The sequence below is a fragment of the Serratia grimesii genome (assembly GCF_900186025.1).
Taxonomy (GTDB): Bacteria; Pseudomonadota; Gammaproteobacteria; order Enterobacterales; family Enterobacteriaceae; genus Serratia; species Serratia grimesii.
Map to the genome: position 1 here is coordinate 4,944,415 of NZ_LT883155.1, position 24,768 is coordinate 4,969,182.

The 24,768-nt window shown below is 53.7% G+C and carries 20 protein-coding genes, 1 tRNA gene and 1 pseudogene; 8 read left to right on the plus strand and 14 right to left on the minus strand.

Going from position 1 to position 24,768, the window contains the following annotated elements:
- Positions 1-15: 15 nt before the first annotated feature.
- Positions 16-882: a crotonase/enoyl-CoA hydratase family protein gene (locus SGBXF1_RS23065; protein WP_037424647.1), complete on the minus strand. Its 867-nt coding sequence runs from the start codon at positions 880-882 to the stop codon at positions 16-18.
- A gap of 464 nt (positions 883-1,346) precedes the next feature.
- Between SGBXF1_RS23065 and yhjD the strand changes: the two genes are divergently transcribed.
- The 3 genes and pseudogenes from yhjD to SGBXF1_RS23080 form a co-directional block, all read left to right on the plus strand.
- Positions 1,347-2,366 (plus strand): inner membrane protein YhjD, encoded by a 1,020-nt coding sequence (gene yhjD / locus SGBXF1_RS23070; RefSeq protein ID WP_186427605.1) that lies wholly within the window; start codon positions 1,347-1,349, stop codon positions 2,364-2,366.
- A 328-nt stretch (positions 2,367-2,694) separates the two neighbouring features.
- A complete protein-coding gene (locus tag SGBXF1_RS23075) occupies positions 2,695-4,017 on the plus strand; it encodes an MFS transporter (protein WP_037424645.1) in 1,323 nt (440 codons plus the stop codon).
- 92 nt (positions 4,018-4,109) lie between these two features.
- Positions 4,110-4,889, plus strand: a pseudogene (locus SGBXF1_RS23080) (CDP-diacylglycerol diphosphatase); the annotation flags it as partial.
- A 33-nt stretch (positions 4,890-4,922) separates the two neighbouring features.
- Here SGBXF1_RS23080 and SGBXF1_RS23085 read toward each other — a convergent pair.
- Positions 4,923-6,956 (minus strand): AsmA family protein, encoded by a 2,034-nt coding sequence (locus SGBXF1_RS23085; RefSeq protein ID WP_186428551.1) that lies wholly within the window; start codon positions 6,954-6,956, stop codon positions 4,923-4,925.
- 102 nt (positions 6,957-7,058) lie between these two features.
- A complete protein-coding gene (gene pdeH / locus SGBXF1_RS23090) occupies positions 7,059-7,844 on the minus strand; it encodes a cyclic-guanylate-specific phosphodiesterase (protein ID WP_037424641.1) in 786 nt (261 codons plus the stop codon).
- Between the two features lie 144 nt (positions 7,845-7,988).
- On the opposite strand from pdeH, the gene SGBXF1_RS23095 reads away from it, so the two are divergent.
- Together SGBXF1_RS23095 and kdgK are read left to right on the plus strand one after the other, a co-directional pair.
- On the plus strand, positions 7,989-8,192 hold the full coding sequence (locus tag SGBXF1_RS23095) for a 2-hydroxymuconate tautomerase family protein (RefSeq protein ID WP_061808671.1): 204 nt from the start codon (positions 7,989-7,991) through the stop codon (positions 8,190-8,192).
- 166 nt (positions 8,193-8,358) lie between these two features.
- Entirely contained in the window at positions 8,359-9,291 is a 933-nt protein-coding gene (gene kdgK, locus SGBXF1_RS23100) for a 2-dehydro-3-deoxygluconokinase (protein ID WP_186427606.1), read from the plus strand.
- Between the two features lie 172 nt (positions 9,292-9,463).
- Here the strand turns inward: kdgK and ilvC are convergent, their stop codons facing one another.
- Positions 9,464-10,939, minus strand: coding sequence for a ketol-acid reductoisomerase (gene ilvC, locus SGBXF1_RS23105; protein ID WP_037424638.1), 1,476 nt, complete (start codon positions 10,937-10,939; stop codon positions 9,464-9,466).
- 237 nt (positions 10,940-11,176) lie between these two features.
- Here ilvC and ilvY point away from each other — a divergent pair, with 237 nt between their 5' ends.
- Positions 11,177-12,061: an HTH-type transcriptional activator IlvY gene (gene ilvY, locus SGBXF1_RS23110; protein WP_130382361.1), complete on the plus strand. Its 885-nt coding sequence runs from the start codon at positions 11,177-11,179 to the stop codon at positions 12,059-12,061.
- On the opposite strand, the gene SGBXF1_RS23115 is transcribed toward ilvY, so the two are convergent.
- The 8 genes from SGBXF1_RS23115 to SGBXF1_RS23150 all read right to left on the minus strand — a co-directional run bounded on the left by SGBXF1_RS23115 (position 12,056) and on the right by SGBXF1_RS23150 (position 20,836).
- Positions 12,056-12,757 carry a DUF2461 domain-containing protein gene (locus tag SGBXF1_RS23115; protein ID WP_037424637.1) on the minus strand — a complete coding sequence of 234 codons (702 nt, stop codon included), beginning with the start codon at positions 12,755-12,757 and terminating at the stop codon, positions 12,056-12,058. The genes ilvY and SGBXF1_RS23115 overlap by 6 nt on opposite strands.
- A gap of 21 nt (positions 12,758-12,778) precedes the next feature.
- Positions 12,779-14,323, minus strand: coding sequence for a threonine ammonia-lyase, biosynthetic (ilvA, locus tag SGBXF1_RS23120; RefSeq protein WP_037424636.1), 1,545 nt, complete (start codon positions 14,321-14,323; stop codon positions 12,779-12,781).
- 5 nt (positions 14,324-14,328) lie between these two features.
- On the minus strand, positions 14,329-16,179 hold the full coding sequence (ilvD, locus tag SGBXF1_RS23125; RefSeq protein WP_037424635.1) for a dihydroxy-acid dehydratase: 1,851 nt from the start codon (positions 16,177-16,179) through the stop codon (positions 14,329-14,331).
- Between the two features lie 200 nt (positions 16,180-16,379).
- Entirely contained in the window at positions 16,380-17,306 is a 927-nt protein-coding gene (ilvE, locus tag SGBXF1_RS23130; RefSeq protein WP_037424634.1) for a branched-chain-amino-acid transaminase, read from the minus strand.
- 22 nt (positions 17,307-17,328) lie between these two features.
- Positions 17,329-17,586 carry an acetolactate synthase 2 small subunit gene (ilvM, locus tag SGBXF1_RS23135; protein ID WP_061808667.1) on the minus strand — a complete coding sequence of 86 codons (258 nt, stop codon included), beginning with the start codon at positions 17,584-17,586 and terminating at the stop codon, positions 17,329-17,331.
- Positions 17,583-19,229 carry an acetolactate synthase 2 catalytic subunit gene (gene ilvG / locus SGBXF1_RS23140; RefSeq protein WP_037424631.1) on the minus strand — a complete coding sequence of 549 codons (1,647 nt, stop codon included), beginning with the start codon at positions 19,227-19,229 and terminating at the stop codon, positions 17,583-17,585. Before ilvG ends, ilvM begins: the two co-directional genes overlap by 4 nt.
- A 142-nt stretch (positions 19,230-19,371) precedes the next feature.
- Complete coding sequence (ilvL, locus tag SGBXF1_RS23145; RefSeq protein WP_015962288.1) at positions 19,372-19,470, minus strand: ilv operon leader peptide; 99 nt, start codon at positions 19,468-19,470, stop codon at positions 19,372-19,374.
- A gap of 133 nt (positions 19,471-19,603) precedes the next feature.
- On the minus strand, positions 19,604-20,836 hold the full coding sequence (locus tag SGBXF1_RS23150) for an MFS transporter (protein WP_037424630.1): 1,233 nt from the start codon (positions 20,834-20,836) through the stop codon (positions 19,604-19,606).
- A gap of 341 nt (positions 20,837-21,177) precedes the next feature.
- Here SGBXF1_RS23150 and SGBXF1_RS23155 point away from each other — a divergent pair, with 341 nt between their 5' ends.
- A complete protein-coding gene (locus SGBXF1_RS23155) occupies positions 21,178-22,701 on the plus strand; it encodes a YifB family Mg chelatase-like AAA ATPase (RefSeq protein ID WP_061808664.1) in 1,524 nt (507 codons plus the stop codon).
- Positions 22,702-22,728: 27 nt separating this feature from the next.
- On the opposite strand, the gene SGBXF1_RS23160 is transcribed toward SGBXF1_RS23155, so the two are convergent.
- Positions 22,729-23,067 (minus strand): MaoP family protein, encoded by a 339-nt coding sequence (locus SGBXF1_RS23160; protein ID WP_037424628.1) that lies wholly within the window; start codon positions 23,065-23,067, stop codon positions 22,729-22,731.
- Positions 23,068-23,186: 119 nt separating this feature from the next.
- Here SGBXF1_RS23160 and hdfR point away from each other — a divergent pair, with 119 nt between their 5' ends.
- The gene (hdfR, locus tag SGBXF1_RS23165) at positions 23,187-24,014 is read left to right on the plus strand and encodes an HTH-type transcriptional regulator HdfR (protein WP_037424688.1); all 828 of its coding nucleotides are present in this window, start codon (positions 23,187-23,189) and stop codon (positions 24,012-24,014) included.
- A 628-nt stretch (positions 24,015-24,642) separates the two neighbouring features.
- Here the strand turns inward: hdfR and SGBXF1_RS23170 are convergent.
- Positions 24,643-24,718: transfer RNA gene (locus SGBXF1_RS23170), tRNA-Trp, on the minus strand.
- Between the last annotated feature and the right edge of the window lie 50 nt (positions 24,719-24,768).

Consider the following 24,768-nt stretch of genomic DNA (forward strand, 5'->3'; position numbering starts at 1 on the left):
GCGGGCAGGGTCATATTAGCCTGCACGACGCAGGTTCAGCGTGTGTCGGTCCTGCAGCATAACTAAGCGTTCAATATAGGCGCGATCTTTCTCCTCAATGGTGAAGGCTGAATGCACCCAATCCTCAGTAATATCCATCAATTCAGAACGCGTCAATTGCAGCACCCGCTGGCGGGCGCGCAACATGGCACGCATACCGTTCAATTTAGGCCGGATAGTATCAATGAAGGTACGCGTAGCCACGTAGGCGTCGCCGGGTTGGAATAGCTGATCAACCAGCCCACGGCTTTCAAACCATTCTGCCGTGTGCGACTCACCGCCCCAAATCAGCTCTTCCGCCAGACGCATGCCTGCCTTGCGCGCCACCAGCGAGTAACCGCCCATGCCAGGAAACAGGTTAAAGGCAATTTCTGGGAACCCCATGCGCGCGTTGTTCTGCGCCAAAACAAAATGGTGCGCCAATGCGGCTTCAAAACCACCGCCCAGCGCGCTGCCCTCCACCATGGCAATACTGACTGCTCCGGTGTCAAATCCGCGTGCTGCCGCATGTACACAGTCGATGCAAGCACGCGCGTAAGCCATCATTGCCTCACGCTTGCGGTTTTTAATTGCCTCCGCAAAAAACTGCAGATCGCCGCCGACGTTGAACATATTCGGCACCAGCGAGCCAGTTACCCAAAAATCAAACTGCAATGATGACTCTTTGGCTGCCTGCGCCAACGTCATGATGTCTTCAATTAACGCCTGATTAAAACAAGGACGCGGTTCCGCGCGCAGCAGCATCCACATGATGTGCCGCTCTTCTTCATAGAAGGCGGAAATCTGTGTCAAATTGCCCGCTTCGGTAAACGGACGACAGGTGGGATGATTTAGCAATTTCATATGACCTTCCATTTTATCTATTGATGACAGTTAAAACCGTTCCAGCCCCTACGGCTGCAGTAACGCGACGGTCGATAAACCGCAGCGCCACATCATGAGTAAACGCTTTCTTGGTGATGAAACAGATAAAAATTGGAGGTCGGTGAATGAAAAAAACCGTGCTGGTACGCGGCTGATATAAGAATTTTACCTAACGATGAGCAGTAGCATTTCACTGACGTGGTGAACGCGCTAAGCTCAAAAACTAGTCGGTTGCCGCCCTTGCGGCCAAACCGGCGAGCCTTTTGGCTATAATCAAAGCTGAGAGAGCCTCTACCCTAAATAATTCGAGTTGCAGGACGGTGGCAACTGAGCGAGTCCCGATGAGCTTATTAGAGTAAGTGATTCAGGTAATCCACAGCAGCCAACGCACAGGTAATTTGAAATATGGCGGGTATATTTATCGTTAAGGAAATCATGACGTAATGCCTACAGGATCAGATAAAGACCCCCATCAGCCCAACAATGAAGCGGCACAAAAACCGCTGATCGCCATCAAAACCGGCCACCAGAAAATTGACCGGCGTATTTCAGGTTTTTCACGCCTCGTTGAGCGCATCAAAGCCTGGCCAAGTATCGCCCACCTGTTACGTGCTACCGAGCGCTTTAACGATCGTCTGGGCAGCCAATTCGGCGCCGCCATTACCTATTTCTCATTTCTGTCGCTGATCCCGATACTGATGGTGTCATTCGCCGCTGTTGGTTTTGTGCTGGCGTCCAACCCCGACCTGCTGACCGAGCTCATCAATAAAATTGTCGGTAGCATCAGTGACCCTACTCTGGCCAGCACGCTCAAAAATACCGTTAATACCGCTATTCAGCAGCGTACGACCGTGGGGCTGACCGGCCTGGCACTGGCACTGTATTCGGGGATCAGTTGGATGGGCAACCTGCGTGAGGCTATCCGCGCGCAATCGCGTGACGTATGGGAACGCAATCCGCAGGACCAGGAAAAAATCTATTTCAAATACACCCGAGACTTTATCTCACTGAGCGGTCTGGTGGTGGCACTGATTATTACGTTAACGCTGACGTCCATCGCCGGCTCGGCACAGGCGGCGATCGTCCGTGCTTTGGGCCTGGAAGGTATCGATTGGCTGCGTCCGGCGATGACGCTGATTGCACTGTCGATCTCTATTTTCGCTAACTACCTGCTGTTCCTCTGGATATTTTGGATGCTGCCACGGCATAAACCCAAGAAAAAGGCGCTGTTACGCGGCACGCTGCTTGCTGCTATCGGTTTCGAGGTGATTAAGTTTGTGATGACAATGACGCTACCACAGGTCGCTAAATCCCCTTCGGGCGCCGCCTTTGGTTCAGTCATTGGGCTGATGGCCTTCTTCTATTTCTTCGCGCGTCTGACGCTGTTCTGCGCCGCCTGGATTGCCACTGCCCAGTATAAAGAGGATAAAACGCTACCAACATCGGAGCGAACCGAGCCCTGAAGCAACGCAATCATACCGGCCACACTCTGATGGCCGGTTTTTTATTTCAACAAACAACCAATAAACCAGTACATAAAACTAAAATACAACCACCACACCCACCAAAACCAGCACAACAAACTACCCGCTAACTTTTCTTTCCGGCTTTTACAGGTATTCAGTCTGCAAATCATTCATTTGGCAACGTTAAAATCCACGTAGAAACACGCCAGTGAAACATTAAGCTTTTTAACCGGTTAATCACGGTATTGTGCAAAGTTTCAGCATTGAAAAGGCATATTGCTATGACTAAGATGGATTTTTACAAATTCAAAATATAAGAAATATTATGCAAGCCTCCATCGCACCAACTCTGGACGCCGACGACGCGTCAACACCTGTTAACTCGCGCGGAAAAGTGATTGTCGCCTCGCTGGTCGGGACCGCCATCGAGTTTTTCGATTTCTATATTTACGCTACCGCTGCGGTGATCGTATTCCCGCATATCTTCTTCCCGCAGGGTGATCCCACGACAGCGACGCTACAGTCACTGGCCACTTTCGCCGTCGCCTTTATCGCACGTCCGATTGGTTCGGCACTGTTCGGTCACTTTGGCGATCGTGTAGGCCGCAAGGTGACGCTGGTCGCCTCACTGCTCACCATGGGGATTTCTACCGTACTGATTGGCTTGCTGCCAAGCTACGAAACCATCGGCATCTTCGCCCCCATCCTGCTGGCGCTGGCGCGCTTCGGTCAGGGGCTGGGCCTTGGTGGTGAATGGGGAGGAGCCGCTTTGCTGGCTACCGAGAACGCCCCAGCCAGAAAACGTGCGCTGTACGGCTCGTTCCCTCAACTGGGTGCACCTATCGGCTTCTTCTTCGCCAACGGCACCTTCCTGCTACTCTCCTGGCTGCTGACAGATCAGCAGTTTATGGAATGGGGCTGGCGCGTACCCTTCATCCTGTCCGCCGCACTGGTGCTAATCGGCCTGTATGTTCGTGTATCGCTGCATGAAACCCCGGTATTCGCCAAGGTAGCAAAAGCCGGCAAGCAGGTGAAAATTCCGCTCGGCACCTTGCTGAGCAAACACCTGAAGGTGACCATCCTTGGCACCTTTATCATGCTGGCAACCTATACCCTGTTCTATCTGATGACGGTTTACTCAATGACCTACGGTACGACACCGCAACCGCTGGGGTTGGGATACTCACGCAACAGCTTCCTGTGGATGCTGATGGTGGCGGTGATTGGCTTTGGCGTGATGGTGCCAATTGCCGGCCTGCTGGCAGATGCCTTTGGCCGCCGTAAGACCATGATCGTCATCACCCTGCTGATGATCGCCTTCGCTTTCCTGTTCCCAAGCATGTTGGGTTCCGGTAACCAAACGCTGGTGATGGGCTTCCTGCTGTGCGGTCTGAGCATCATGGGCCTGACTTTCGGTCCGATGGGCGCACTTCTACCCGAGTTGTTCCCGACCGAAGTGCGCTATACCGGTGCGTCGTTCTCCTACAATGTGGCCTCGATCCTCGGCGCAGCTGTGGCGCCTTACATCGCTACCTGGCTGGCGACACATTACGGTTTGTTCTATGTCGGTCTGTATTTGGCAGCGATGGCCAGCCTCACGCTGATCGCCCTGCTGCTGATGAAAGAGACCCGAGACAAGTCACTGTAATCCTGCTTCTGCGGCCCCGTCACACGGGCCGCACTTCCCGCACTGTCACCTGTCATAAAACCAGACTATGCTGAACGCTTCTCTTTTTACGGAAACGGAAATCAATCATGTCTCTGCGCCGCAGGCTATTTTTGTACGTTGCGCCGTTAGTGATGGTCGCCATCGCGATTACTGCCGCGCTCTGGATATGGGTAACTCCTCCCCAATCGAGCGCACTGTGGCGCATCGTCAGCCAACAGTGCCTGCCCAACCAACTGGCGCATAACAATCCGGCACCCTGTGCGCAAGTTGACACACAGGCTGGCTTTGTGGTGTTCAAAGATCGTAACGGGCCGCTGCAATATCTGTTGATGCCAAGCGCAAAAATCACCGGCATTGAAAGCCCCGCGGTACTGGCAGCCTCCACCCCAAACTTCTTTGAGCAAGCCTGGCAAGCACGGCACTTTATGGCTGATAAATATGGTAAAGCGATCGACGACGCCGGTATTTCGCTGGCGATTAATTCAGCCTATGGCCGCACTCAGAATCAGTTGCACATTCACATCTCCTGCCTGCTACCGTCGGTAAAAACGCAGCTGGCGCAATATGCGGCGGATTACAGCGAGCAGTGGGAGCCAATACCTGGCGGCCTGCTGGGCCATGACTATTTAGCGCGTCGGGTAACGCCTGAAGAGCTGAGTAAACAGGGGGCTTTCCGCTTGTTGGCAGAGGGGGTTGCACGCGCAAACGGGCGTATGGGGAGCTTTGGACTGGCAATGACCGCATTACCCAGCGGAGATTTTCTGTTGCTGGCCACCGAACGCAGTCTGCTGCCATTTACTTTGGCTTCATCAGAAGAGATTCAGGATCATGACTGCCAGGTATTGAAGTAAAACAGCCCGCAGGTTATCTGCGGGCTTTTACGATCATTTCTTCTTTTTCATCTGCTGCAAAATTTGCCCGCACTGGTTTTCTTCACCGCCTTCGCTTGGGGAAACCAGTGCCAACAGGGCCGCTGCCGGCGTCAGCACCACGCCCAATGCCACCGCCGCTGCACCGCGCGCAATGAGCGGCCCCGCCTTCACGCCGGCATCCGGGTGTGCAAAGGTACCTTTTACGTAAAGCGGTGAACGCAATGTCAGCACTCGCATACCTTTGCTTTCTGGGTCAATGGACAAGTCCAATCGCTCCGTGGCGAAGTTAGTATTGCCGCTAATATTGATAATGGCGTTCTCCGTGTCGAACACAAACAACCGTGGTGCCGCCACACCGCTACGAATCCCCACATCCGCTGCCGCGCAGTTTATCCCCACGACATCATCACCAAACAGTTGTGCCACCAGATAGTTACCAACGTTCAACCCGAGGATTTCCATCAGGCTCCGGCTGATTACCCCATTGTTGATCACCATACGTAAATCGCCGCTGCTGGTCGCCAGTAGGTCAGCTACCGAATTGCCGCTGCCGGTCAGTTTGGCATCACCGTTCAATTGTCCCAGACTACGCTTCATCGATCCGACATTCGGCAACAATTCCTTCAGTTGGAATTTACGCGCGTGCATATCCACCCGGCCCTGCATCGGGTTTTTGCCACCGTCGAGATGAAGAGTCGCATTGAGGTTACCGCCAGCGACGCCGAACCGTAGCGGATCCATCAAGATGGCGCCGTTATCCAACTGCAAATGGGTATAGAGATCGCTCAGTGGCAGTGAGCTGCCACGTTCAATGCGCTTGGCGGTGAATTTGACGTCTGCATCCATCACCTTCCAGCTTTTGGTATCAAACTTCTCTACTGGCAGCACTTTGCCTGCCGGCTGGCGGCTCTTCTCACCGCGACTGGCTTTTTCAGTATTGGAATCAGCACCAATCAGAGGTGCCAGGTCGGCAAAGCGTAGCTGATTCGACAGCACTTCCCCACTCAATTTCGGTCGGGGTTTGCTAGCGACATATTTCAAATTACCGTGAATATCGCTGTCGCCAATTTTCCCATCAAATTTCTGGTACTGGAACACTGCCCCCCCTTTCTCATGAAGGCGAGCGATCAGGTGACCATCGGTGGAGTACGGTGGGGTATTGGGCAACAACACGCCAGTGAGGGCATACAGGTTGCCCAGACTCTCGCCGGAGAATTTAAGTTGCAGGTCCAAACCACCAAGATTCATCGGATCAGACAGCGTACCGGCCACAACCACGCGGGTAGCACCAGAGCGTACATCGGCTTGCAGTGGGAAAGGCACCTCGGCGTTTTGTAGAGATAACATGCCACCAATCTTGCCACTGCCCGATAGGGGCTCGCCGTTGTATTTGCCTTTCACCCTCCAGCCGAAAACATAATCAGGGGTAACCGTGGTACCCGCCTCTTTTTTGCCTGTCACTTCACTGAACGATAAAGGTTTGCCGAGCGGATCAATCACCGCACGGAAATCGGCCTTCAGCGTGGCATCTTTGAAATCAATCTGCCCACGGTCAAATACAATGTCATGAATATTTACCGACCAGGCTGACGGTGGTTGATTAGGATCACCCGCCAGGTTGAAGGTCCAGTTATTATCGCCATTGGCCAGTCGCTGTAAGTTGGCACTTGGCTGTGTCAGCCAAATCCGCGGGATCAACAGTTCTTTACCCAGCAGCGCCAAGGGTGAAATGCTGGCATCAACGCGCTGCAATTGGGCCATGCTGTCGCCTGGGATATTTTTCGGATTGCCGAGCACTATGTCTTCAGCATGAATTTTTGGCCACGGCAGCCAAGCCCGCCAGCCGCGCTCACCTTTATCGCGCGCCCAGTTAACCCCCAACTCGCCACGGATGGCGAACGGGCGGTGCAGCTCGGCAGACACCTTGTCATTAATCGTTGGTTTGAGGCGGTTCCAGTCGAAGGTCAGCACAAAGATCACCAATGCGGCGATGATCAACAGCACAATGCCACCAACCCAAGTGAACGCTTTACCTGTTCTTGTCATCATGGCTCCCTGAACGCGATAACTTGCTACTCAATTGATAAGCAGCCTTTACCAAGCCTAGCCGAGGATAGGCAAGAGTTCACGCTTTAGGGTGACGGGTGATCAAACAGTAGGCGCAGAAAACAATGTAGGCAGGGTTTGCAGGGTTTCAAAACGGGCCGGGCGTGAAAGGTAATAGCCTTGGGCTGCCAACGCGCCGGAGCGCTGTACCAGCAACCACTCTTGCTCAGTTTCCACCCCTTCGACAATCACCCCTTCACTGTGTTGGTTCATCATTCTGACCAATGTCGCTAGCAGTTGGATGCCGTCTTCCGTTTGCTTAAGCAAGGTAAATAACTCACGCGCCACCTTAATATATTGATAGCGCCAGGTGCTAACGGCGGAGAAGTTCGCCAACCCACTACCAAAATCATCCAACCACAATCGTTCTGCGCCCGCAATTTGATGCAATGGACCATTCAACGCCATTCCCGCATGTTCCACCAGCTCAAAACGCAGATACGGCATGTTGGCAATCTGACGTTGCAACGCACCCTGCCGCTGCAATGCCTCCAGCGCAATCCCGTCAATATTAACCGAGACCATCAACCCGTGGAGAGTCAGCAGCGGTTGCCAGCGTTGGAGCAATTCAAGCTGTTCCTGAATGACCTGCAGCCGTTTACGGACGCTGAGAGCCGCAAAATAGAGTTCCGGTGATAGGGGTTTATCTGGCGCGGACGGATGATATACCGCCGTTAGCAGCTCGAGCGCCAACAAAGTACCGGAGGTACGGTAGATAGGTTGGAAAGTATACTGGCGCCGGCATTGCCGCCAGTAATGCTGCGCTTTTATATGCGTGCATACGGCAAAGAGTGGCGCCAGCAGACCAGAAGTCATCTTGGTTGTCATTGGTACTATCGCCATCGAAGGGGAATGAAAACGCTCAGGCTGCGTGATTGCTTCCCTTGCTTTATCGGCAGTAGGTAATAAAACTTTAAGCGGCAGTGAAAGCCTTCTACATTGAATAGCCGTCTCAAAACCCAAGGAAAAAACATGCCCTACGTAAATATCAAAATTACCCGCGAAGGCGCGACGCCAGAGCAAAAGAAACAGCTTATCGCTGGAGTCACCCAATTGCTGGTGGATACACTGGGGAAAAACCCGGCCACCACCGTAGTGGTCATTGATGAAGTAGATACTGATAATTGGGGCATCGGCGGTCAATGCGTCACCGAGCTACGCGCCGCAGCTAAATAACACCCCAATGTTCGACCTGCATCGGGAAACTTTATGGTTTCCCGATCGCGATCATAAATAAATTAAAACGTTGTTTTATTTTCGTTGACTCCCCCCGCCCCTTGCGCTGAGACTGGATACATCTCGCATCAATTCACCTCACACCTTTAGCCAGGGCTTGTTGACTATGACCACCCAGAATCTTGCCGTGATCGGCGAATGCATGATTGAGCTGTCGCAGAAAGGCTCCGACCTTAGCCGCGGATTTGGCGGCGACACGTTAAACACGGCGGTTTACATCGCCCGCCAAGTGGCAGAAACGGCGCTACAGGTACATTACGTTACCGCACTCGGTACCGACAGTTTCAGCCAGGAAATGCTGCTGGCCTGGCAGCAGGAAAAGGTGAACACCCGTCTGATCCAACGACTGGAAAACAAGCTGCCGGGGTTATACGTGATCGAAACCGATGAGACTGGCGAACGTACCTTCTATTACTGGCGCAACGACGCTGCCGCTCGCTACTGGCTCGCTGGCCCACAGACGGAAAGCCTGTGCGAACAACTGGCCCAATTCGATTATCTGTATCTCAGTGGTATCAGCATTGCGATTCTCGATGCCACCAGCCGTGCTCGACTGCTGACCTTGCTGCGCCAGTGTCGCGCCAACGGGGGTAAGGTGATTTTCGATAACAACTATCGTCCACGGTTGTGGCAAAACAAGGAAGAAGCACAGCAGGCCTATCGCAACGTGCTGGCTTGTACAGACATTGCCTTTCTGACACTGGATGATGAAGACTTGCTGTGGGGCAAACTGCCGCTGGAACAGGTGGTGCAGCGCACCCAACAGCTGGGCGTGACAGAGATAGTGATTAAACGCGGCGCAGATAGCTGTCTGGTATTCAGTGCTGAAGGTACTGAATTTGAGATCCCTGCGGTGCGCCTGCCGAAGGAAAAGGTGGTGGATACCACGGCGGCGGGCGACTCCTTCAGCGCAGGTTATCTGGCGGTCCGTTTAACTGGCGGAGATGCCGTGCAGGCGGCGCAGCGCGGCCATCTGACGGCCAGTACGGTGATCCAGTACCCCGGGGCCATTATTCCGCTAACGGCCATGCCGCAATAAAATGCGAAAGGCCAGCAACGAGGCTGGCCTTTTTATCGGACCCAGAATTTTGAACCCCTAAAAATTTTAAACCCTAAGTATTTCAAGTTGCAGCTAGGTGCCTAAGGGACAAGACCCACGGATGGGTCTTGTAAAGCAGGTAACAACGCTGCGGCTTGAAAGACAACGGGTTTTAGCCTGCCACCGCGATACGTTTCATATCGGTCATATACCCACGCAGTTTACGACCAACAGATTCGATTGGGTGATTACGCACCGCTTCGTTCACGTCACGCAGTTGCGCGTTGTCTACCGAGGTACCGGCTACAGATTTGCCCAGGTCACCCGCCTGCAGGGTGGTCATGAACTCTTTCAGCAACGGCACTGCCGCGTTGGCAAACAGGTAGTTGCCGTATTCTGCGGTATCAGAGATAACCACGTTCATTTCGTACAGACGCTTACGCGCAATGGTGTTGGCGATCAGCGGCAGCTCGTGCAGTGATTCGTAGTAAGCGGATTCTTCGATGATGCCCGCATCAACCATGGTTTCGAACGCCAGTTCAACACCGGCTTTCACCATAGCTACCATCAACACGCCATGGTCAAAGTATTCCTGCTCGCTGATTTTACCTTCGAACTGCGGCGCGTTTTCGAACGCTGATTTGCCGGTCTCTTCACGCCAGTTCAGCAGTTTCACATCGTCTTCTGCCCAGTCAGCCATCATGCCGCCAGAGAAAGCGCCGGAGATGATGTCATCCATGTGTTTCTGGAACAGTGGCGCCATGATCTCTTTCAGCTGCTCAGACAGCGCAAAGGCGCGCAGTTTGGCTGGATTGGACAGGCGGTCCATCATCAGCGTGATACCGCCTTGCTTCAGCGCTTCGGTAATGGTTTCCCAACCGAACTGGATCAGTTTTTCTGCATAAGCCGGGTCAGTGCCTTCAGCAACCAGCTTGTCGAAGCACAGCAGTGAACCCGCCTGCAACATGCCACACAGAATGGTCTGCTCACCCATCAGGTCAGATTTCACTTCGGCAACGAAAGAAGACTCCAGTACGCCAGCACGGTGACCGCCGGTCGCAGCGGCCCAGGCTTTGGCAATCGCCATGCCTTCGCCTTTCGGATCGTTTTCCGGGTGAACCGCAATCAGAGTCGGTACGCCGAAACCACGTTTGTATTCTTCGCGCACTTCGGTGCCCGGACATTTTGGCGCAACCATCACCACGGTGATGTCTTTACGCACTTGCTCACCCACTTCAACGATGTTGAAGCCATGTGAGTAGCCCAGCGCTGCACCGTCTTTCATCAGCGGCTGAACTGCACGCACAACAGAAGTATGCTGCTTGTCTGGAGTCAGGTTAACAACCAAGTCTGCCTGTGGGATCAAATCTTCGTAAGTCCCTACTTTGAAGCCATTTTCGGTCGCCTTACGCCATGAAGGGCGTTTTTCATCAATGGCTTCTTTACGCAGGGCATAGGCAACATCCAGGCCTGAGTCACGCATGTTCAGACCCTGGTTCAGGCCCTGTGCGCCACAGCCGACAATCACCACTTTTTTGCCTTTCAGGTAGCCCGCTTCATCAGCAAATTCTTCACGTGCCATAAAGCGACATTTGCCTAATTGCGCCAACTGCTGACGCAGGTTCAAGGTGTTGAAATAGTTAGCCATGGTGGTACTCCAGTTAGATGTTGTGTCTTGCATATCCGTCGTCTTTCAAATTGCAGCGTTGTTATCTGCATTAGCTGCCAATTGAAATACAGAGGGTGCATGTTATTTTCATTCCCCGCCCTGTCTGTGCGGAGATTCGTTAAACTCAATGTATAACAGGAAACGTGTTGCTTAAATTGATATATTACGAATGTGACATTGCAATTTATGCAACACTCTTGCTGCGAGCGTACTGATATGGATTTGCGTGATTTAAAGCTGTTCCTCCATCTGGCTGAAAGCCATCACTTTGGCCGCACCGCCAAGGCGATGCACGTCAGCCCGTCGACGCTGTCCCGCCAAATCCAACGGCTGGAAGAGATCCTCGGGCAGCCTCTGTTTTTGCGCGATAACCGCACGGTGCAGCTCACCGATGCCGGTGAACAACTAAAAGATTTTGCCCAGCAAACGCTATTGCAATACCAGCAACTCAAGCATTCACTTGGCCAGCATGGTCCATCTTTGAGCGGCGAATTACGGTTGTTTTGCTCGGTGACTGCCGCCTACAGCCATCTGCCACCGATACTCGATCGCTTTCGCGCACAACACCCGCTGGTGGAGATCAAGCTCACCACCGGTGACGCCGCGGATGCCGTCGATAAAGTACAATCCAACGAAGCCGACCTCGGCATCGCCGGGCGCCCAGAAACCCTGCCCACCAGCGTGGCGTTCACCAAAATCGGCGAGATCCCGCTGGTGCTGATTGCTCCGGCGCTGCCTTGTGCTGTACGCAGCCAAGCGTTTGCCGAGCATCCCGACTGGGCCAATATTCCTTTTATCCTGCCGGAGCATGGTCCGTCGCGAAAACGTATCGAACTGTGGTTCCGTCGCCAACGTATTCCCAATCCACTGATTTACGCCACCGTTGGCGGCCACGAGGCCATCGTCTCAATGGTGGCGCTGGGCTGCGGTATTGCGCTGATCCCCGGCGTGGTCGTAGACAACAGCCCAGAACCCGTGCGTAACCGTATATCTCAGTTAGATAATATCTCTATGGTCGAACCGTTCGAATTAGGGGTCTGCGTGCAGAAAAAGCGTCTCAGCGACCCGCTGATCGACGCTTTCTGGCGCTTACTGTCATAAGTCAGAAGGATCGACCTGCTTCATCGCCTCTACCTGCATCAGCCAGTGGTAAAGCGGCTCCAGCTGTAGGAAGCCTTGTGCCAGGGTCTGCACCAAATCGGCATTGAACAGCTTTTCCACCTGACTGTCGGTCGCCATCACTGCAAAGGACTTGCGGTTGTACCAGGCGGCAATTTCTGCCGCCTGCTCTTTCACTAACGGCCGCTTGTAGCTTTCTCCTACCAGCTCGTACGGTGGCCGGCAGCAGGCCGCGACCTCTAAAAAGGGCTGCGGTCGGTGCTGCAGCGTATGGCGAAACAGATCCATGGTCTGCTTGTTGGCGCTGTAATAACCCAGCCCATAGCGCAACATGTCCGGCCCCAGTTCGAAGAAGTAGACCGGCGCGTCCTTCCAGTCTTTGCTCGGTCGTTTAAACGTCAGCCACATGCGGCTGCGGTAGCGCGATTTATCATGCGAAAAACGCGTGTCGCGGTGAATGCGCGACAGCGTTTTGCCGATCGCCGGCCGGATTTCAAACTGTGGGTCAATTGCCAGCATCACCGGGCTAAGTTCAGCCACCAGTGAACGGAACGGCGTCAGCAGTTCGTGATCGTAAACGCTGCGGTTGGCCTCAAACCATTCCTTGTCGTTTTCGATGCGCACCTGCTGGAGAAAATTCAGGCCTTGCTGGCTAAAGCCACTAAATTTGTCAGTCATACGCCGTCCTTGTTAACGCCTTTAGCCCTGCAAAAAGAAGCGGAATGCCGGGTTATCCGTTTCATCGTGGCAGTCGTAGCCCAATGCCTGGAGGTGTTGCTCAAACTCAGGTTCAGTTTGCGACAACTCGAAGCCCGCCAACACACGACCAAAATCGGTACCGTGACTACGATAGTGGAACAGCGAAATATTCCAGTGGGTACCCAACGTCTGCAGGAACTTCAGCAATGCACCTGGCGACTCCGGGAACTCAAAGCTGTACAGACGCTCGCGCAGTGGCTTCGAAGGACGTCCCCCCACCATATAACGCACGTGCAGCTTGGCCATTTCATCGTCGGACAGATCCACCACCTGATAACCATCGGCGTGTAACTCATCAAGAATTTCCAGCCGTTCGGCATGACCGCGTGTCAGACGAACACCGACGAAAATGCAGGCGTTATCCGCATCGGCGTATCGGTAGTTAAATTCCGTCACCGAACGCCCACCCAGCAGTTGGCAAAACTTCAGGAAACTGCCTTTCTGTTCTGGAATGGTCACCGCCAGCAGGGCTTCACGCTGTTCACCTAATTCGCAGCGTTCCGATACATAGCGCAAGCCATGGAAATTCAGGTTGGCACCGGACAAGACGTGCGCCAAACGTTCGCCCTGAATATTGTGCTGTTGTACATACTTTTTCAGTCCGGCCAAGGCCAGCGCACCGGACGGTTCGGCAATGGCGCGCACATCTTCAAACAGATCTTTGACCGCAGCACAAATGGCGTCGCTGTCAACGGTGATCACATCGTCCAGGTATTCACGACACAGGCGGAAGGTTTCATCACCGATGCGTTTCACCGCCACGCCTTCGGCAAACAAGCCGACACGCGCCAGGTCCACCGGATGTCCGGCGTCCAGCGCCGCCCGCAGGCACGCTGAATCTTCCGCTTCCACGCCAATCACTTTGATCTGCGGCATCAGTTGCTTGATCAATACCGCCACACCGGCTGCCAGACCGCCACCACCAACCGGCACAAACACCCGGTCAAGATGCGCGTCTTGCTGCAATAGCTCCATTGCCAGCGTACCTTGCCCAGCGATCACCGTTGGGTGATCAAAGGGTGGGACAAAGGTCATGCCTTGTTTGAGTGAAAGCTCAATCGCTCTGGCCTTGGCTTCATCAAAGTTGGCACCGTGTAACAGCACTTCACCGCCAAAACTACGTACCGCATCCACTTTGATATCTGCGGTGGACACCGGCATCACGATCAACGTTTTGATGCCCAAGCGTTTGCCGGAATACGCTACGCCCTGGGCGTGGTTGCCCGCAGAAGCCGTCACCACACCGCGTGCCTTTTGCTCTTCGTTCAGGCTGGCGATCATGGCGTAAGCCCCGCGCAGCTTGAAACTGTGCACTGGCTGACGATCTTCACGCTTCACCAAAATGGTATTGCCGAGGCGTGAAGAGATTTTGCTCATGGTCTGTAATGGGGTGACCTGAGCCACCTCATAAACCGGCGAGCGGAGTACCGCTCGCAAATACTCCGCGCCGCAGGGAGCGTCGGGTAGGGGTTGCGATACCGCCATGATGCTTAGCCTCCCAGTTTACTCTTGTCGCGTACGGCACCTTTATCGGCACTGGTCGCCAGGGTGGCGTAGGCGCGCAGAGCGAAGGAAACCTGACGCTCACGATTTTTCGGGGTCCAGGCTTGATCACCACGCGCCAATTCAACTTCACGACGAGCTGCCAGTTCGCTGTCCGACACATCCAGTACCATGCTGCGTTTTGGAATGTCGATGTCGATCATGTCGCCATCTTCGATCAGCGCAATCAGGCCACCGCTGCCCGCTTCTGGAGAAACGTGCCCGATAGACAGGCCAGAGGTGCCGCCAGAAAAACGTCCATCGGTAATCAAGGCACAAGCCTTGCCCAGCCCCATGGATTTCAGATAAGTGGTTGGGTACAGCATTTCCTGCATGCCCGGCCCACCTTTCGGCCCTTCATAGCGGATCACGACTACGTCACCGGCAACCACTTTGCCCCCCAAGATTGCTTCTACCGCCGTGTCCTGACTTTCGTACACTTTTGCTGGGCCGCGGAAAGTCAGGTTGTCTTTGTCGACACCGGCGGTTTTCACAATGCTGCCGTCCAGTGCCATGTTGCCGTACAACACAGCCAAGCCACCTTCCAGGCTGAAAGCATTTTCCAGCGAGCGGATACAGCCTTCTGCGCGATCATCATCCAGCGTATCCCAACGACAATCCTGCGAGAACGCCTGAGTCGTACGAATACCTGCCGGGCCCGCACGGAACATTTTCTTCACCGCCTCATCCTGCGTCAGCATGATGTCGTACTGATTCAGTGTTTCCGTCAGTTTCATGCCCAAAATATTGTCGACGTCGCGGTTCATCAGGCCCGCACGATCCAACTCACCCAAGATGGCCAGTACGCCACCGGCACGGTGGACGTCTTCCATATGATATTTCTGGGTGCTTGGCGCCACTTTGCACAGGTGCGGTACCTTGCGTGACAGACGGTCAATATCTTCCATGGTGAAGTCAATTTCACCTTCCTGAGCCGCCGCCAGCAGGTGCAACACGGTGTTGGTCGAACCGCCCATCGCGATGTCCAGCGTCATCGCGTTTTCGAACGCGGCCTTGTTGGCGATGCTGCGTGGCAGTGCGCTTTCGTCGTCCTGTTCGTAGTAACGTTTGGTCAACGCTACGATGCGTTTACCGGCGTTGAGGAACAGATCCTTACGGTCAGCGTGGGTCGCCAGCAGCGAGCCGTTGCCCGGTTGGGACAAGCCCAGGGCTTCAGTCAGGCAGTTCATCGAGTTGGCAGTGAACATACCGGAACAGGAACCGCAGGTCGGACAGGCGGAGCGTTCGATCTGTGCGCTGTCGGCATCGCTGACGTTCGGGTTGGCGCCCTGAATCATGGCGTCGATCAGATCCAGCTTGATGATTTTGTCGGAAAGCTTGGTCTTGCCGGCTTCCATCGGGCCGCCGGAAACGAAAATCACAGGAATGTTCAGGCGCAGTGACGCCATCAGCATCCCTGGAGTGATCTTGTCGCAATTGGAGATACACACCATCGCATCCGCGCAGTGAGCATTTACCATGTATTCAACCGAGTCGGCGATCAGTTCACGCGACGGCAGGGAATAAAGCATGCCGCCGTGCCCCATGGCGATACCGTCATCTACCGCAATGGTGTTGAACTCTTTGGCAACGCCGCCTGAGGCTTCGATCTGTTCTGCAACCAGCTTGCCCAAATCACGCAGATGCACATGGCCCGGAACGAACTGGGTGAATGAGTTGACCACCGCAATAATGGGTTTACCAAAATCGTCGTCGGTCATTCCGGTCGCGCGCCATAATGCGCGGGCACCCGCCATATTACGGCCGTGGGTGGTGGTAGCGGAACGGTACTTAGGCATGCTCTTCACTCCAAATGTATTCATTTACAGGCGGCGAACGAACCGCCCATTTTGTCTTATCTTGTCTGCCATTTTTACCCTATGGATTTCAAACTGCAGTTAGGCGGCCAGCTATCTCATCCCCAGGAACTTACTTCAGTAAGTGACTGGGGTGAGATAGTGCAGGTAACAACGCTGCAGCTTGAAAGACGACGGGTAAATTATGGGTTTACCGGATCCAACCACCCATACTTATCTTCAGTCTTGCCAGTGAACAGGCCAAAGAACGCCTGTTGGATCTGTTTGGTTACCGGCCCACATTTGCCAATACCGACCTGAATGCCATCAACGCTACGCACCGGTGTGATTTCTGCAGCGGTACCGGACATGAACACTTCATCGGCCAGGTAGAGTGACTCACGCGACAAGACCTGCTCACGCACTTCAAAGCCCATGTCTTTCGCCAGCTTGATGATGGCATCGCGGGTGATACCCGGCAGAGCAGAAGAAGTAAACGGTGGGGTAAACAGCACACCGTCTTTCACTTCAAACAAGTTCTCGCCTGCACCTTCGGAAATATAGCCGTGCACATCCAGCGCGATCCCTTCCTGATAACCATGGCGGCGTGCTTCGCTGCCCACCAGCAGAGACGAGAGGTAGTTACCCCCCGCTTTGGCCGCGGTTGGAATGGTATTTGGGGCCACACGGTGCCAGGACGAGACCATTGCATCGATGCCTTGATCCAGCGCCTCTTCACCCAGGTACGCGCCCCAAGGAAACGCCGCGATAATCACGTCTGTTTTGTAACCGGCTGGCGGGTTGACCCCCATACCAACGTCCCCCACAAACACTAACGGACGAATATAAGCACTGCCCAGATTGTTTTTACGCAGCGTGGCACGGCAGGCTTCCATCAGCTCATCAACACTTTGCGATACCGGCATACGGTAGATTTTTGCCGAGTCATGCAGGCGTTGCATATGCTCACGGTGACGGAACACCACCGGCCCTTTATGGGAGTCGTAGCAACGGACCCCTTCAAACACCGAAGTGCCGTAATGCAACGCATGTGACATCACGTGCACTTTGGCGTCAGCCCAAGGAACCATCTCGCCATTGAACCAAATGTAATCGGCTTTCTTCGTCATTGTTATTTATCCTTCTCGCGCGTCAGGCGCGTATTTGTTGTGATGTTTGTTGCTGGATCTCAACGCAGGAGACGTCCATCAGTTTGCTCAACTGAGATGACAGTAGATCCACCGGGCGCTGGCTGGCAACGGTCAATTCAATATTAATCTTGTCGGTATTTGCAGCCGCAGCCATATTCATAGCACAAACCTGAAAGCCACGATGACGCACGACGCGCAATACACGCTCTAACATTTCAGGGCGAAAACGGGCCTGGATCGAGAGTTGATGGTGCATCATGATATTTTCTCCAACATGGTTTCGTTACCGGCACCCGGCGGCACCAGCGGCCAGACGTTTTCGAGTTCATCAATCGACACATGCAGCATGTAAGGCCCTTCGCTGTTGAATAAAGCATCAAGCGCATCTGCTACCTGGTCTTTGCGGGTGATACGTTGGCCTGGGATGCCAAAGGCATTGGCCAACATCAGGAAATCGGGGTTATCGGAAAGATTGGTTTCGCTGTAACGTCCGTCAAAAAACAGTTGCTGCCACTGACGAACCATGCCCAAACGCTGGTTATCCAGCAAAACGATTTTCAGCGGTAACTGTTTGCGTTTGATGGTACCCAGTTCCTGCACGTTCATCATGAAAGAACCGTCGCCAGAAACGCAGATCACCGTATCTTCCGGGCGAGCCATCTGCGCGCCAACTGCTGCCGGCACGCCGAAGCCCATGGTGCCCAAACCGCTGGAAGTGATGAAATTCTCAGGACGTTCAAAGGTCATGTGCTGTGCGGTCCACATCTGGTGCTGGCCCACATCTGTGGTGACCACGCTATTGGCCGGCTTGCGCTCGGACAGCTGCTTCAACAGCAGTGGCGCGTAAATCGGCTGGCCCGGATGATCGTAACGACAGGTATGTGTTTCTTTCAGTTCAACCACACGCTGCTGCCAGGCAGCGATATTCAGCGGCTGTTGCAACGCTGGCAATAAAGCCTTTAAATCGCCCTGCAGCGCGACATGCGCTTGACGTAATTTGCTCATTTCCGCCGGGTCGATATCCATGTGGATCACCTTGGCGTGTGGTGCAAAAGCATTCAGTTTACCGGTCACGCGATCGTCAAAACGTGCACCGACAGCGATCAACAAGTCGCATTCTTGCACCGCCAGATTGGCGGCTTTAGTGCCGTGCATACCCAGCATACCGAGGTAATACGGATGCTCAGCATCCGGTGCACCCAGCCCTTTCAGCGTGACGACGTTAGGCATTTGGGTCGCCGCGATAAACTCGCGTAATTCCGGCACCGCCTGTGCCATGCCTACTCCACCGCCGATGTACAACATCGGCTTATGTGCTTGCACCAGCAGCTCAGCAGCTTGTACCAACTCTGCCGCCGGGTAATTCAGTTCTTCCACTACCGGCATCAAATGTGGGTGCAATTCGCCGTGAGCCAGTTGGATGTCTTTCGGGATGTCGATCAGCACGGGGCCAGGACGACCGCTGCTCGCGATGGCGAAGGCTTCCGCCATGATGCCCGGCAGCGCATCCAGTGATTCCACCAGGAAGCTGTGTTTAGTGCAGGCCAACGACAGGCCGAGAACATCGATCTCCTGAAAAGCATCGGTACCAATCAGCGCAGAACCTACCTGGCCAGTAATCGCCACCACGGGAACAGAATCCAGCAGGGCATCGGCTAAGCCAGTGATCAAGTTGGTGGCTCCGGGGCCGGAGGTAGCGATGCAAACGCCAACCTTGCCGGTTGAGCGAGCGTATCCAATAGCGGCCATTGCGGCACCTTGCTCGTGGCGGCACAGCAGGTGTTCCACCCCGCCGTCATACAATGCATCGTAGACCGGCATGATTGCGCCACCCGGATAGCCGAATACCGTATCAACCCCCTGCGCACGCAACGCTTGTACTACCCACTGAGCCCCGTTCATGGTTATTTCCCCGCCTTACTTCGATAATTGCAGGATTTTGTTCTGTTACTCATATTTTTATCCTCGCTTCACTTTTCTCTTGCCAATAAAAAACCCCCGGACCTTACGGTGCGGGGGTTCTCTTGCGATTCCGGCTTGTTTTCTAAGCCATTCTTCGTCCAAGTGCAGCCCCGCACGGTGGGATAATAATCACCACCACGCTAATCACGACTAGGCTAATCACTTGGGCAAAGGCTTTCATAATAGGTTTGTTCACTGTGCTCGTTTCGAACTAATACCTACAGAGGTACCATAGTCCCGCGCGGCATGACAACACTTTTTTTGCGTTATTATTCGGCGCAATCTGGTCATACCTCGTGCAAAATGCCCGGTTTTCACACGCTGGCATGCGAGCTGGAGGGGTTCACTGCACCCGAGATCGCCTTGCCGCGTGTGTCTTTACCAAAGAACACCAACAGCGCAATGATAATCGCTACCGTGCCGGCGATAATTGCCATCGCCAACCCATAATTCTGGCCATTATGCTCGGCGATCGTTGCCTGCAGTGTGGCATTGACGGAAGCGATCAAGTTACCCAACTGGTAAACAAACCCTGGTAGCACCGCGCGGGTATTCGCCGGGACTAACTCAGTGAGGTAGGTCGGTATTACGCCCCAAGCCCCCTGTACCATGAACTGCATCAGGAATGCGCCAATTCCCAGCATCAGTGAGCCGCTGGAGAACGCCCATAACGGAATCACCGGCAACGCCAGTAATGCGGCAATGATAATCGCTTTCTTACGACCGATTTTTTCTGACAGCGCCCCAAAGAAAACGCCACCAATAATTGACGCGATATTGTAGCTAATGGCGATGATACTGACGGTTTTAGGATCGAAACCATGCTGAACTTTCAAAAATACCGGGTACATATCCTGGGTACCGTGCGAGAAGAAATTGAACGCCGCCATCAGCAATACCAGGTAGCCACAGAGCTTCCAATGACTTTTCAGTACCGGCAGTAATGCGCTGCTTTCCTTGCGTTCACGTGCCGCCAACCACACTGGTGACTCCTGCACGCAATAATAAATAAACGGCAGAAGCAAAATGGGTGCGGCACCGATAACGAACATGCCACGCCAGCCAATCGCCTCAAACAACAGACCATACACCACTGCCGCCAATAGGTAGCCGAACGGGTAACCTGCCTGGAAAATCCCTGACATTAAGCCACGTGAGCGATCGGGAATAGTTTCCATCGCCAGTGACGATGCCACGCCCCAGATCCCGCCCATTGCCACGCCATATAACACACGTAACAAGAGGAATACCGTCAACGACGGTGCCGCCGCAGACAACAGTTCAAACACGGAGAAGAAGACAATGTTCAGCATCAAAATCGGTTTGCGGCCATACTTTTCAGCCGCTCGACCAAAGATCAGCGCACCAATCGGGCGCACCGCCAGCGTCAGTAAGATCGCCAGTGTCACCTCCTCCATCCCGACATGGAAAGACTGTGCGATATCGCTGAGTAGAAATACCAGCACGAAAAAATCGAAAGCGTCGAGCGTCCAGCTTGAAAAACTGGCGATGGCTGCATTGCGTTGCAGCGAGGTCCAACCAAACATAATGTTATCCCTACCGTAGAATACGAGGTCATGAGGTTTAGCGGCTGCCGTGGCGGATGCGTTGGCGGTCGGAGGTTGTTAACGAAGTGATTTTTATTTTAATCAATTGTTAAATACACCCATTTCCCCTCCTGCCGCAACAGAGTTGGCCTGCTAATGTGTTGCAGCATTCACGTAATTGTTAAGGGGTATTGCCACTTCTTGCGCTGTGCAGCGCAAAAATATAACTATCCACATGAAATTTATTATTTTAATTACGATTCCCCCCGCAAATACTTCAAGGTTACCGCGCCTCTATTGCGTATATTCCGCATCATGTTGCCTTCAGCGAGGAGAGCAATATGTCATTGGCGGTTATCTATACCCGGGCCACCCTGGGCGTTCAGGCCCCTTCAGTCACGGTCGAAGTGCATATCAGTAATGGACTACCCGGCTTAACAATGGTCGGTCTCCCGGAAACAACAGTGAAAGAGGCGCGCGATCGGGTGCGCAGTGCTTTGATCAACAATGGCTTCACCTTTCCTGCCCGGCGCATCACCGTCAACCTGGCACCCGCGGACCTCCCCAAAGAAGGCGGCCGTTACGACCTGCCGATTGCTCTGGCGATCCTTGCTGCCTCCGAGCAGCTGCCAGCCGATAAGCTGGCTCGCTACGAGTTCCTCGGGGAACTGGCGTTATCCGGTGCATTACGGGGTGTCAGCGGGGCAATACCCGCTGCACTAGCAGCACTGGATGCGGGTAGGCAGTTGATTTTAGCTACCGCCAATGGGCGAGAGGTGGGGCTGATTACACAAAGTGAGACACGGGTGGCAGAACACCTGCTTGAGGTTTGTGCGTTTTTGTTGGGTAAAAGCGATTTACCCGCAGCCAGTGCCCCGCTAGCAGCGGATACGGTGCAAGAACCTGCTGACCTGCAGGACATACTGGGTCAGGAGCAGGCAAAACGGGCGCTGGAGATCGCCGCCGCCGGGGGCCACAATTTGCTGCTGGTCGGCCCACCAGGAACGGGGAAAACCATGTTGGCCAGCCGACTAAATAGCCTGCTCCCTCCACTGACCGACCAGGAGGCGCTGGAAAGCATCAGCGTCGCCAGCCTGCTGCAGCATCCCGCACAAGCGCTACCATGGCGACAGAGGCCGTTTCGCGCGCCGCATCACAGTGCTTCTATGGCCGCACTCGTCGGGGGCGGTACGCTGCCACGACCAGGTGAAATATCGATGGCACACAATGGTGTCCTGTTTCTTGATGAACTGCCTGAGTTCGAACGACGCGTGCTGGATGCCCTGCGTGAACCGCTGGAGTCCGGCGAGATTGTGATTTCACGCGCCAGCGCCAAAGTCCGCTTCCCAGCGAGGGTGCAATTGATCGCCGCGATGAACCCCAGCCCTACCGGGCACTATCAAGGCATGCATAACCGCGCTTCGCCCCAGCAGGTGCTACGTTACCTGGGGCGACTTTCGGGGCCGTTTCTCGATCGCTTCGATTTATCGATTGAGGTGCCATTACTGCCGCCTGGTGTGTTGAGCAAACGCCGCATCGTTGGCGAAAGCAGCATACACGTAAGAGCGCGTGTGCTGCTGGCACGTGAAAGGCAGCTTAAGCGGGCGGGGAAGATCAATGCCCTGCTGAATAATAACGAGGTCGACCGGGATTGTCGGCTTAGCACAGCAGATGCTGGTTTTCTTGAAACAACGTTAAACTCGTTGGGATTATCGGTTCGCGCTTGGCAGAGGATTTTAAAAGTAGCCCGTACGCTGGCTGATTTGGCAGGAGATCGGGATATTGATAAGCGTCATTTGAGCGAGGCGCTGGGTTACCGCAGTATGGACCGCCTGTTGCTACAACTGCATCGCAGTCTGGAGTAAAAATGGGGCCCTAAGGCCCCATCGTTATCAATCGTCGCTGTCGGTGTAATCTTCCACCGCATCAGCTTGCGGCTTACCGCCAGACAAAGTATGGAATTTTTTCGGGCGGCGTGTGCGCACCAGATATTTAGCCCATACTTTTTCCTGCTCGGTAACCGGCTCGCGCTCACCGTGGCACACTGCGACGAACAACTGTTCTTCTTCAGTGACCGGTTGGCGTTTACCCGTGTCCAGCTCGTTAAACGCATACCCGAAACGCTCTAGCAATTGCGCTTCTTTAATGGTGAAATCGCCGTGACGGGAGAACCCGCGAGGATAGTGTTTATTATCAAAAAAACGATTGGTCGTGGTGAAGCTATCCGCCATCTGACACGCTCCTAATTCTCTCATGGCCGTGCTGTTTATGGCGCGGAGTATTAGATAGGCTTGACATTGTGTAAAACAAAACATTTAAATCTTAACGATAAAAATTTCTGGAGATGGGTGTGGATACCGAATTACTGAAAACCTTTTTGGAGGTCAGTAGAACGCGTCACTTTGGCCGAGCAGCAGAATCCTTGTACTTAACGCAGTCCGCCGTCAGTTTTCGCATCCGCCAGTTAGAAAACCAATTAGGCGCAAATTTATTCACCCGACATCGCAACAATATCCGTCTGACGCCTGCTGGGGAGCGGCTTTTGCCCTATGCTGAGAGCCTGATGATGACATGGCAGTTGGCAAAAAAAGAGGTGGTGCGTTCACTACAACATACCGAGTTGTCCATCGGAGCGACCGCGTCGCTGTGGGAGGCTTATCTGACCCCATGGCTGCAATCGCTCTATCAGCAGCGTGAGGCGTTACAGCTGGAAGCCCGGATCGCACTACGGCACTCTTTGGTAAAACAGTTACATGAAAGACAGCTCGATTTGCTCATCACTACCGAACCACCGAAGATGGATGAGCTGGCCAGCCAACTATTAGGTAATTTTTCGCTGCGACTATTTTCCTCTACCCTACGCGATAAACATGCGCCAATGCCGTATATCAAGCTGGAATGGGGAGCAGACTTCCATCAGCAGGAAAGTCGTATGCTAGAAGGGGATAACCTCCCAGTGCTCACCACTACCTCAGCTCATCTGACCCGACAACTCCTGGAAACCACCGGAGGCTGCGCCTTTCTGCCCAGCCAATGGGAGAAAGACTATCCCCAATTGGCAGCTGCCCCTGAGATCCCGCCGATTATTCGTCCGCTCTATGCCGTCTGGCTACAAAACAGCGACCAGCAGCCGCTTATCCGGCAACTATTGAAAATACCTTTAAATACCACAGCATGACGCTCTATAGCGGCTTTAAGCGAGGGTGGCAGGGTTTAGCTCGTCTGGTGAGTTAAAACGCGCTCCTCGCCTTCTGGGGCCGAGAAAACAAAACAGCAGGATATGGTGCCCGGTTCAATAACGCCAACCGCCCATCACAGCGTGATAGCGAACACATCACCGCTACAGTGCCAATGGTGCGTTGAGCCACCTTAATTCAGCAAACCAACAATCTCCTCCAGACACCCGTTTTACGGTACATACAGTGCCAAATATCTCTATTGCGACACCGGCGATCCAGAATTTAAATGTGAAATAGGGTGCTCGTCAGACAGACACAGCGTACGGATTTTCCATAGTTACAACCAATACCGAGCAGACTTAAGTCGAAGGTGCTGTTGTTATATCTACAATCTATTTTTCTGGCGAAATGAATGTCCATAAAGGCAGGGACGCATTAGTGCAAAGTCGAAAATGAGATGGGAATAATGAGCGGTATCACCGATATTTTGTTCATTAAACAAACAAGTAACGCTCGATTTAAGAACTATTTCGGTGTTATTTTTAGGCGATCGTGGAGGGGCCGCGAGGATTTTTTAGAAAGTAGAAAGCAAAAAAAACCCTTCGCTTTCGCAAAGGGTTTCTAATATGGCAGGGGCGGAGAGACTCGAACTCGCGACACCCGGTTTTGGAGACCGGTGCTCTACCAACTGAGCTACGCCCCTATATTACGCTTAACATTATGCCTGCTAAAATAAGCAGGCATAATTTAAAT

Excerpts from the sequence above, each read along its gene's own strand:
- SGBXF1_RS23065 (WP_037424647.1), bottom strand. The coding sequence starts at position 882 with ATGAAATTGCTAAATCATCCCACCTGTCGTCCGTTTACCGAAGCGGGC.
- yhjD (WP_186427605.1), top strand. The coding sequence starts at position 1,347 with ATGCCTACAGGATCAGATAAAGACCCCCATCAGCCCAACAATGAAGCG.
- SGBXF1_RS23075 (WP_037424645.1), top strand. The coding sequence starts at position 2,695 with ATGCAAGCCTCCATCGCACCAACTCTGGACGCCGACGACGCGTCAACA.
- SGBXF1_RS23085 (WP_186428551.1), bottom strand. The coding sequence starts at position 6,956 with ATGACAAGAACAGGTAAAGCGTTCACTTGGGTTGGTGGCATTGTGCTG.
- pdeH (WP_037424641.1), bottom strand. The coding sequence starts at position 7,844 with ATGACAACCAAGATGACTTCTGGTCTGCTGGCGCCACTCTTTGCCGTA.
- SGBXF1_RS23095 (WP_061808671.1), top strand. The coding sequence starts at position 7,989 with ATGCCCTACGTAAATATCAAAATTACCCGCGAAGGCGCGACGCCAGAG.
- kdgK (WP_186427606.1), top strand. The coding sequence starts at position 8,359 with ATGACCACCCAGAATCTTGCCGTGATCGGCGAATGCATGATTGAGCTG.
- ilvC (WP_037424638.1), bottom strand. The coding sequence starts at position 10,939 with ATGGCTAACTATTTCAACACCTTGAACCTGCGTCAGCAGTTGGCGCAA.
- ilvY (WP_130382361.1), top strand. The coding sequence starts at position 11,177 with ATGGATTTGCGTGATTTAAAGCTGTTCCTCCATCTGGCTGAAAGCCAT.
- SGBXF1_RS23115 (WP_037424637.1), bottom strand. The coding sequence starts at position 12,757 with ATGACTGACAAATTTAGTGGCTTTAGCCAGCAAGGCCTGAATTTTCTC.
- ilvA (WP_037424636.1), bottom strand. The coding sequence starts at position 14,323 with ATGGCGGTATCGCAACCCCTACCCGACGCTCCCTGCGGCGCGGAGTAT.
- ilvD (WP_037424635.1), bottom strand. The coding sequence starts at position 16,179 with ATGCCTAAGTACCGTTCCGCTACCACCACCCACGGCCGTAATATGGCG.
- ilvE (WP_037424634.1), bottom strand. The coding sequence starts at position 17,306 with ATGACGAAGAAAGCCGATTACATTTGGTTCAATGGCGAGATGGTTCCT.
- ilvM (WP_061808667.1), bottom strand. The coding sequence starts at position 17,586 with ATGATGCACCATCAACTCTCGATCCAGGCCCGTTTTCGCCCTGAAATG.
- ilvG (WP_037424631.1), bottom strand. The coding sequence starts at position 19,229 with ATGAACGGGGCTCAGTGGGTAGTACAAGCGTTGCGTGCGCAGGGGGTT.
- ilvL (WP_015962288.1), bottom strand. The coding sequence starts at position 19,470 with ATGAAAGCCTTTGCCCAAGTGATTAGCCTAGTCGTGATTAGCGTGGTG.
- SGBXF1_RS23150 (WP_037424630.1), bottom strand. The coding sequence starts at position 20,836 with ATGTTTGGTTGGACCTCGCTGCAACGCAATGCAGCCATCGCCAGTTTT.
- SGBXF1_RS23155 (WP_061808664.1), top strand. The coding sequence starts at position 21,178 with ATGTCATTGGCGGTTATCTATACCCGGGCCACCCTGGGCGTTCAGGCC.
- SGBXF1_RS23160 (WP_037424628.1), bottom strand. The coding sequence starts at position 23,067 with ATGGCGGATAGCTTCACCACGACCAATCGTTTTTTTGATAATAAACAC.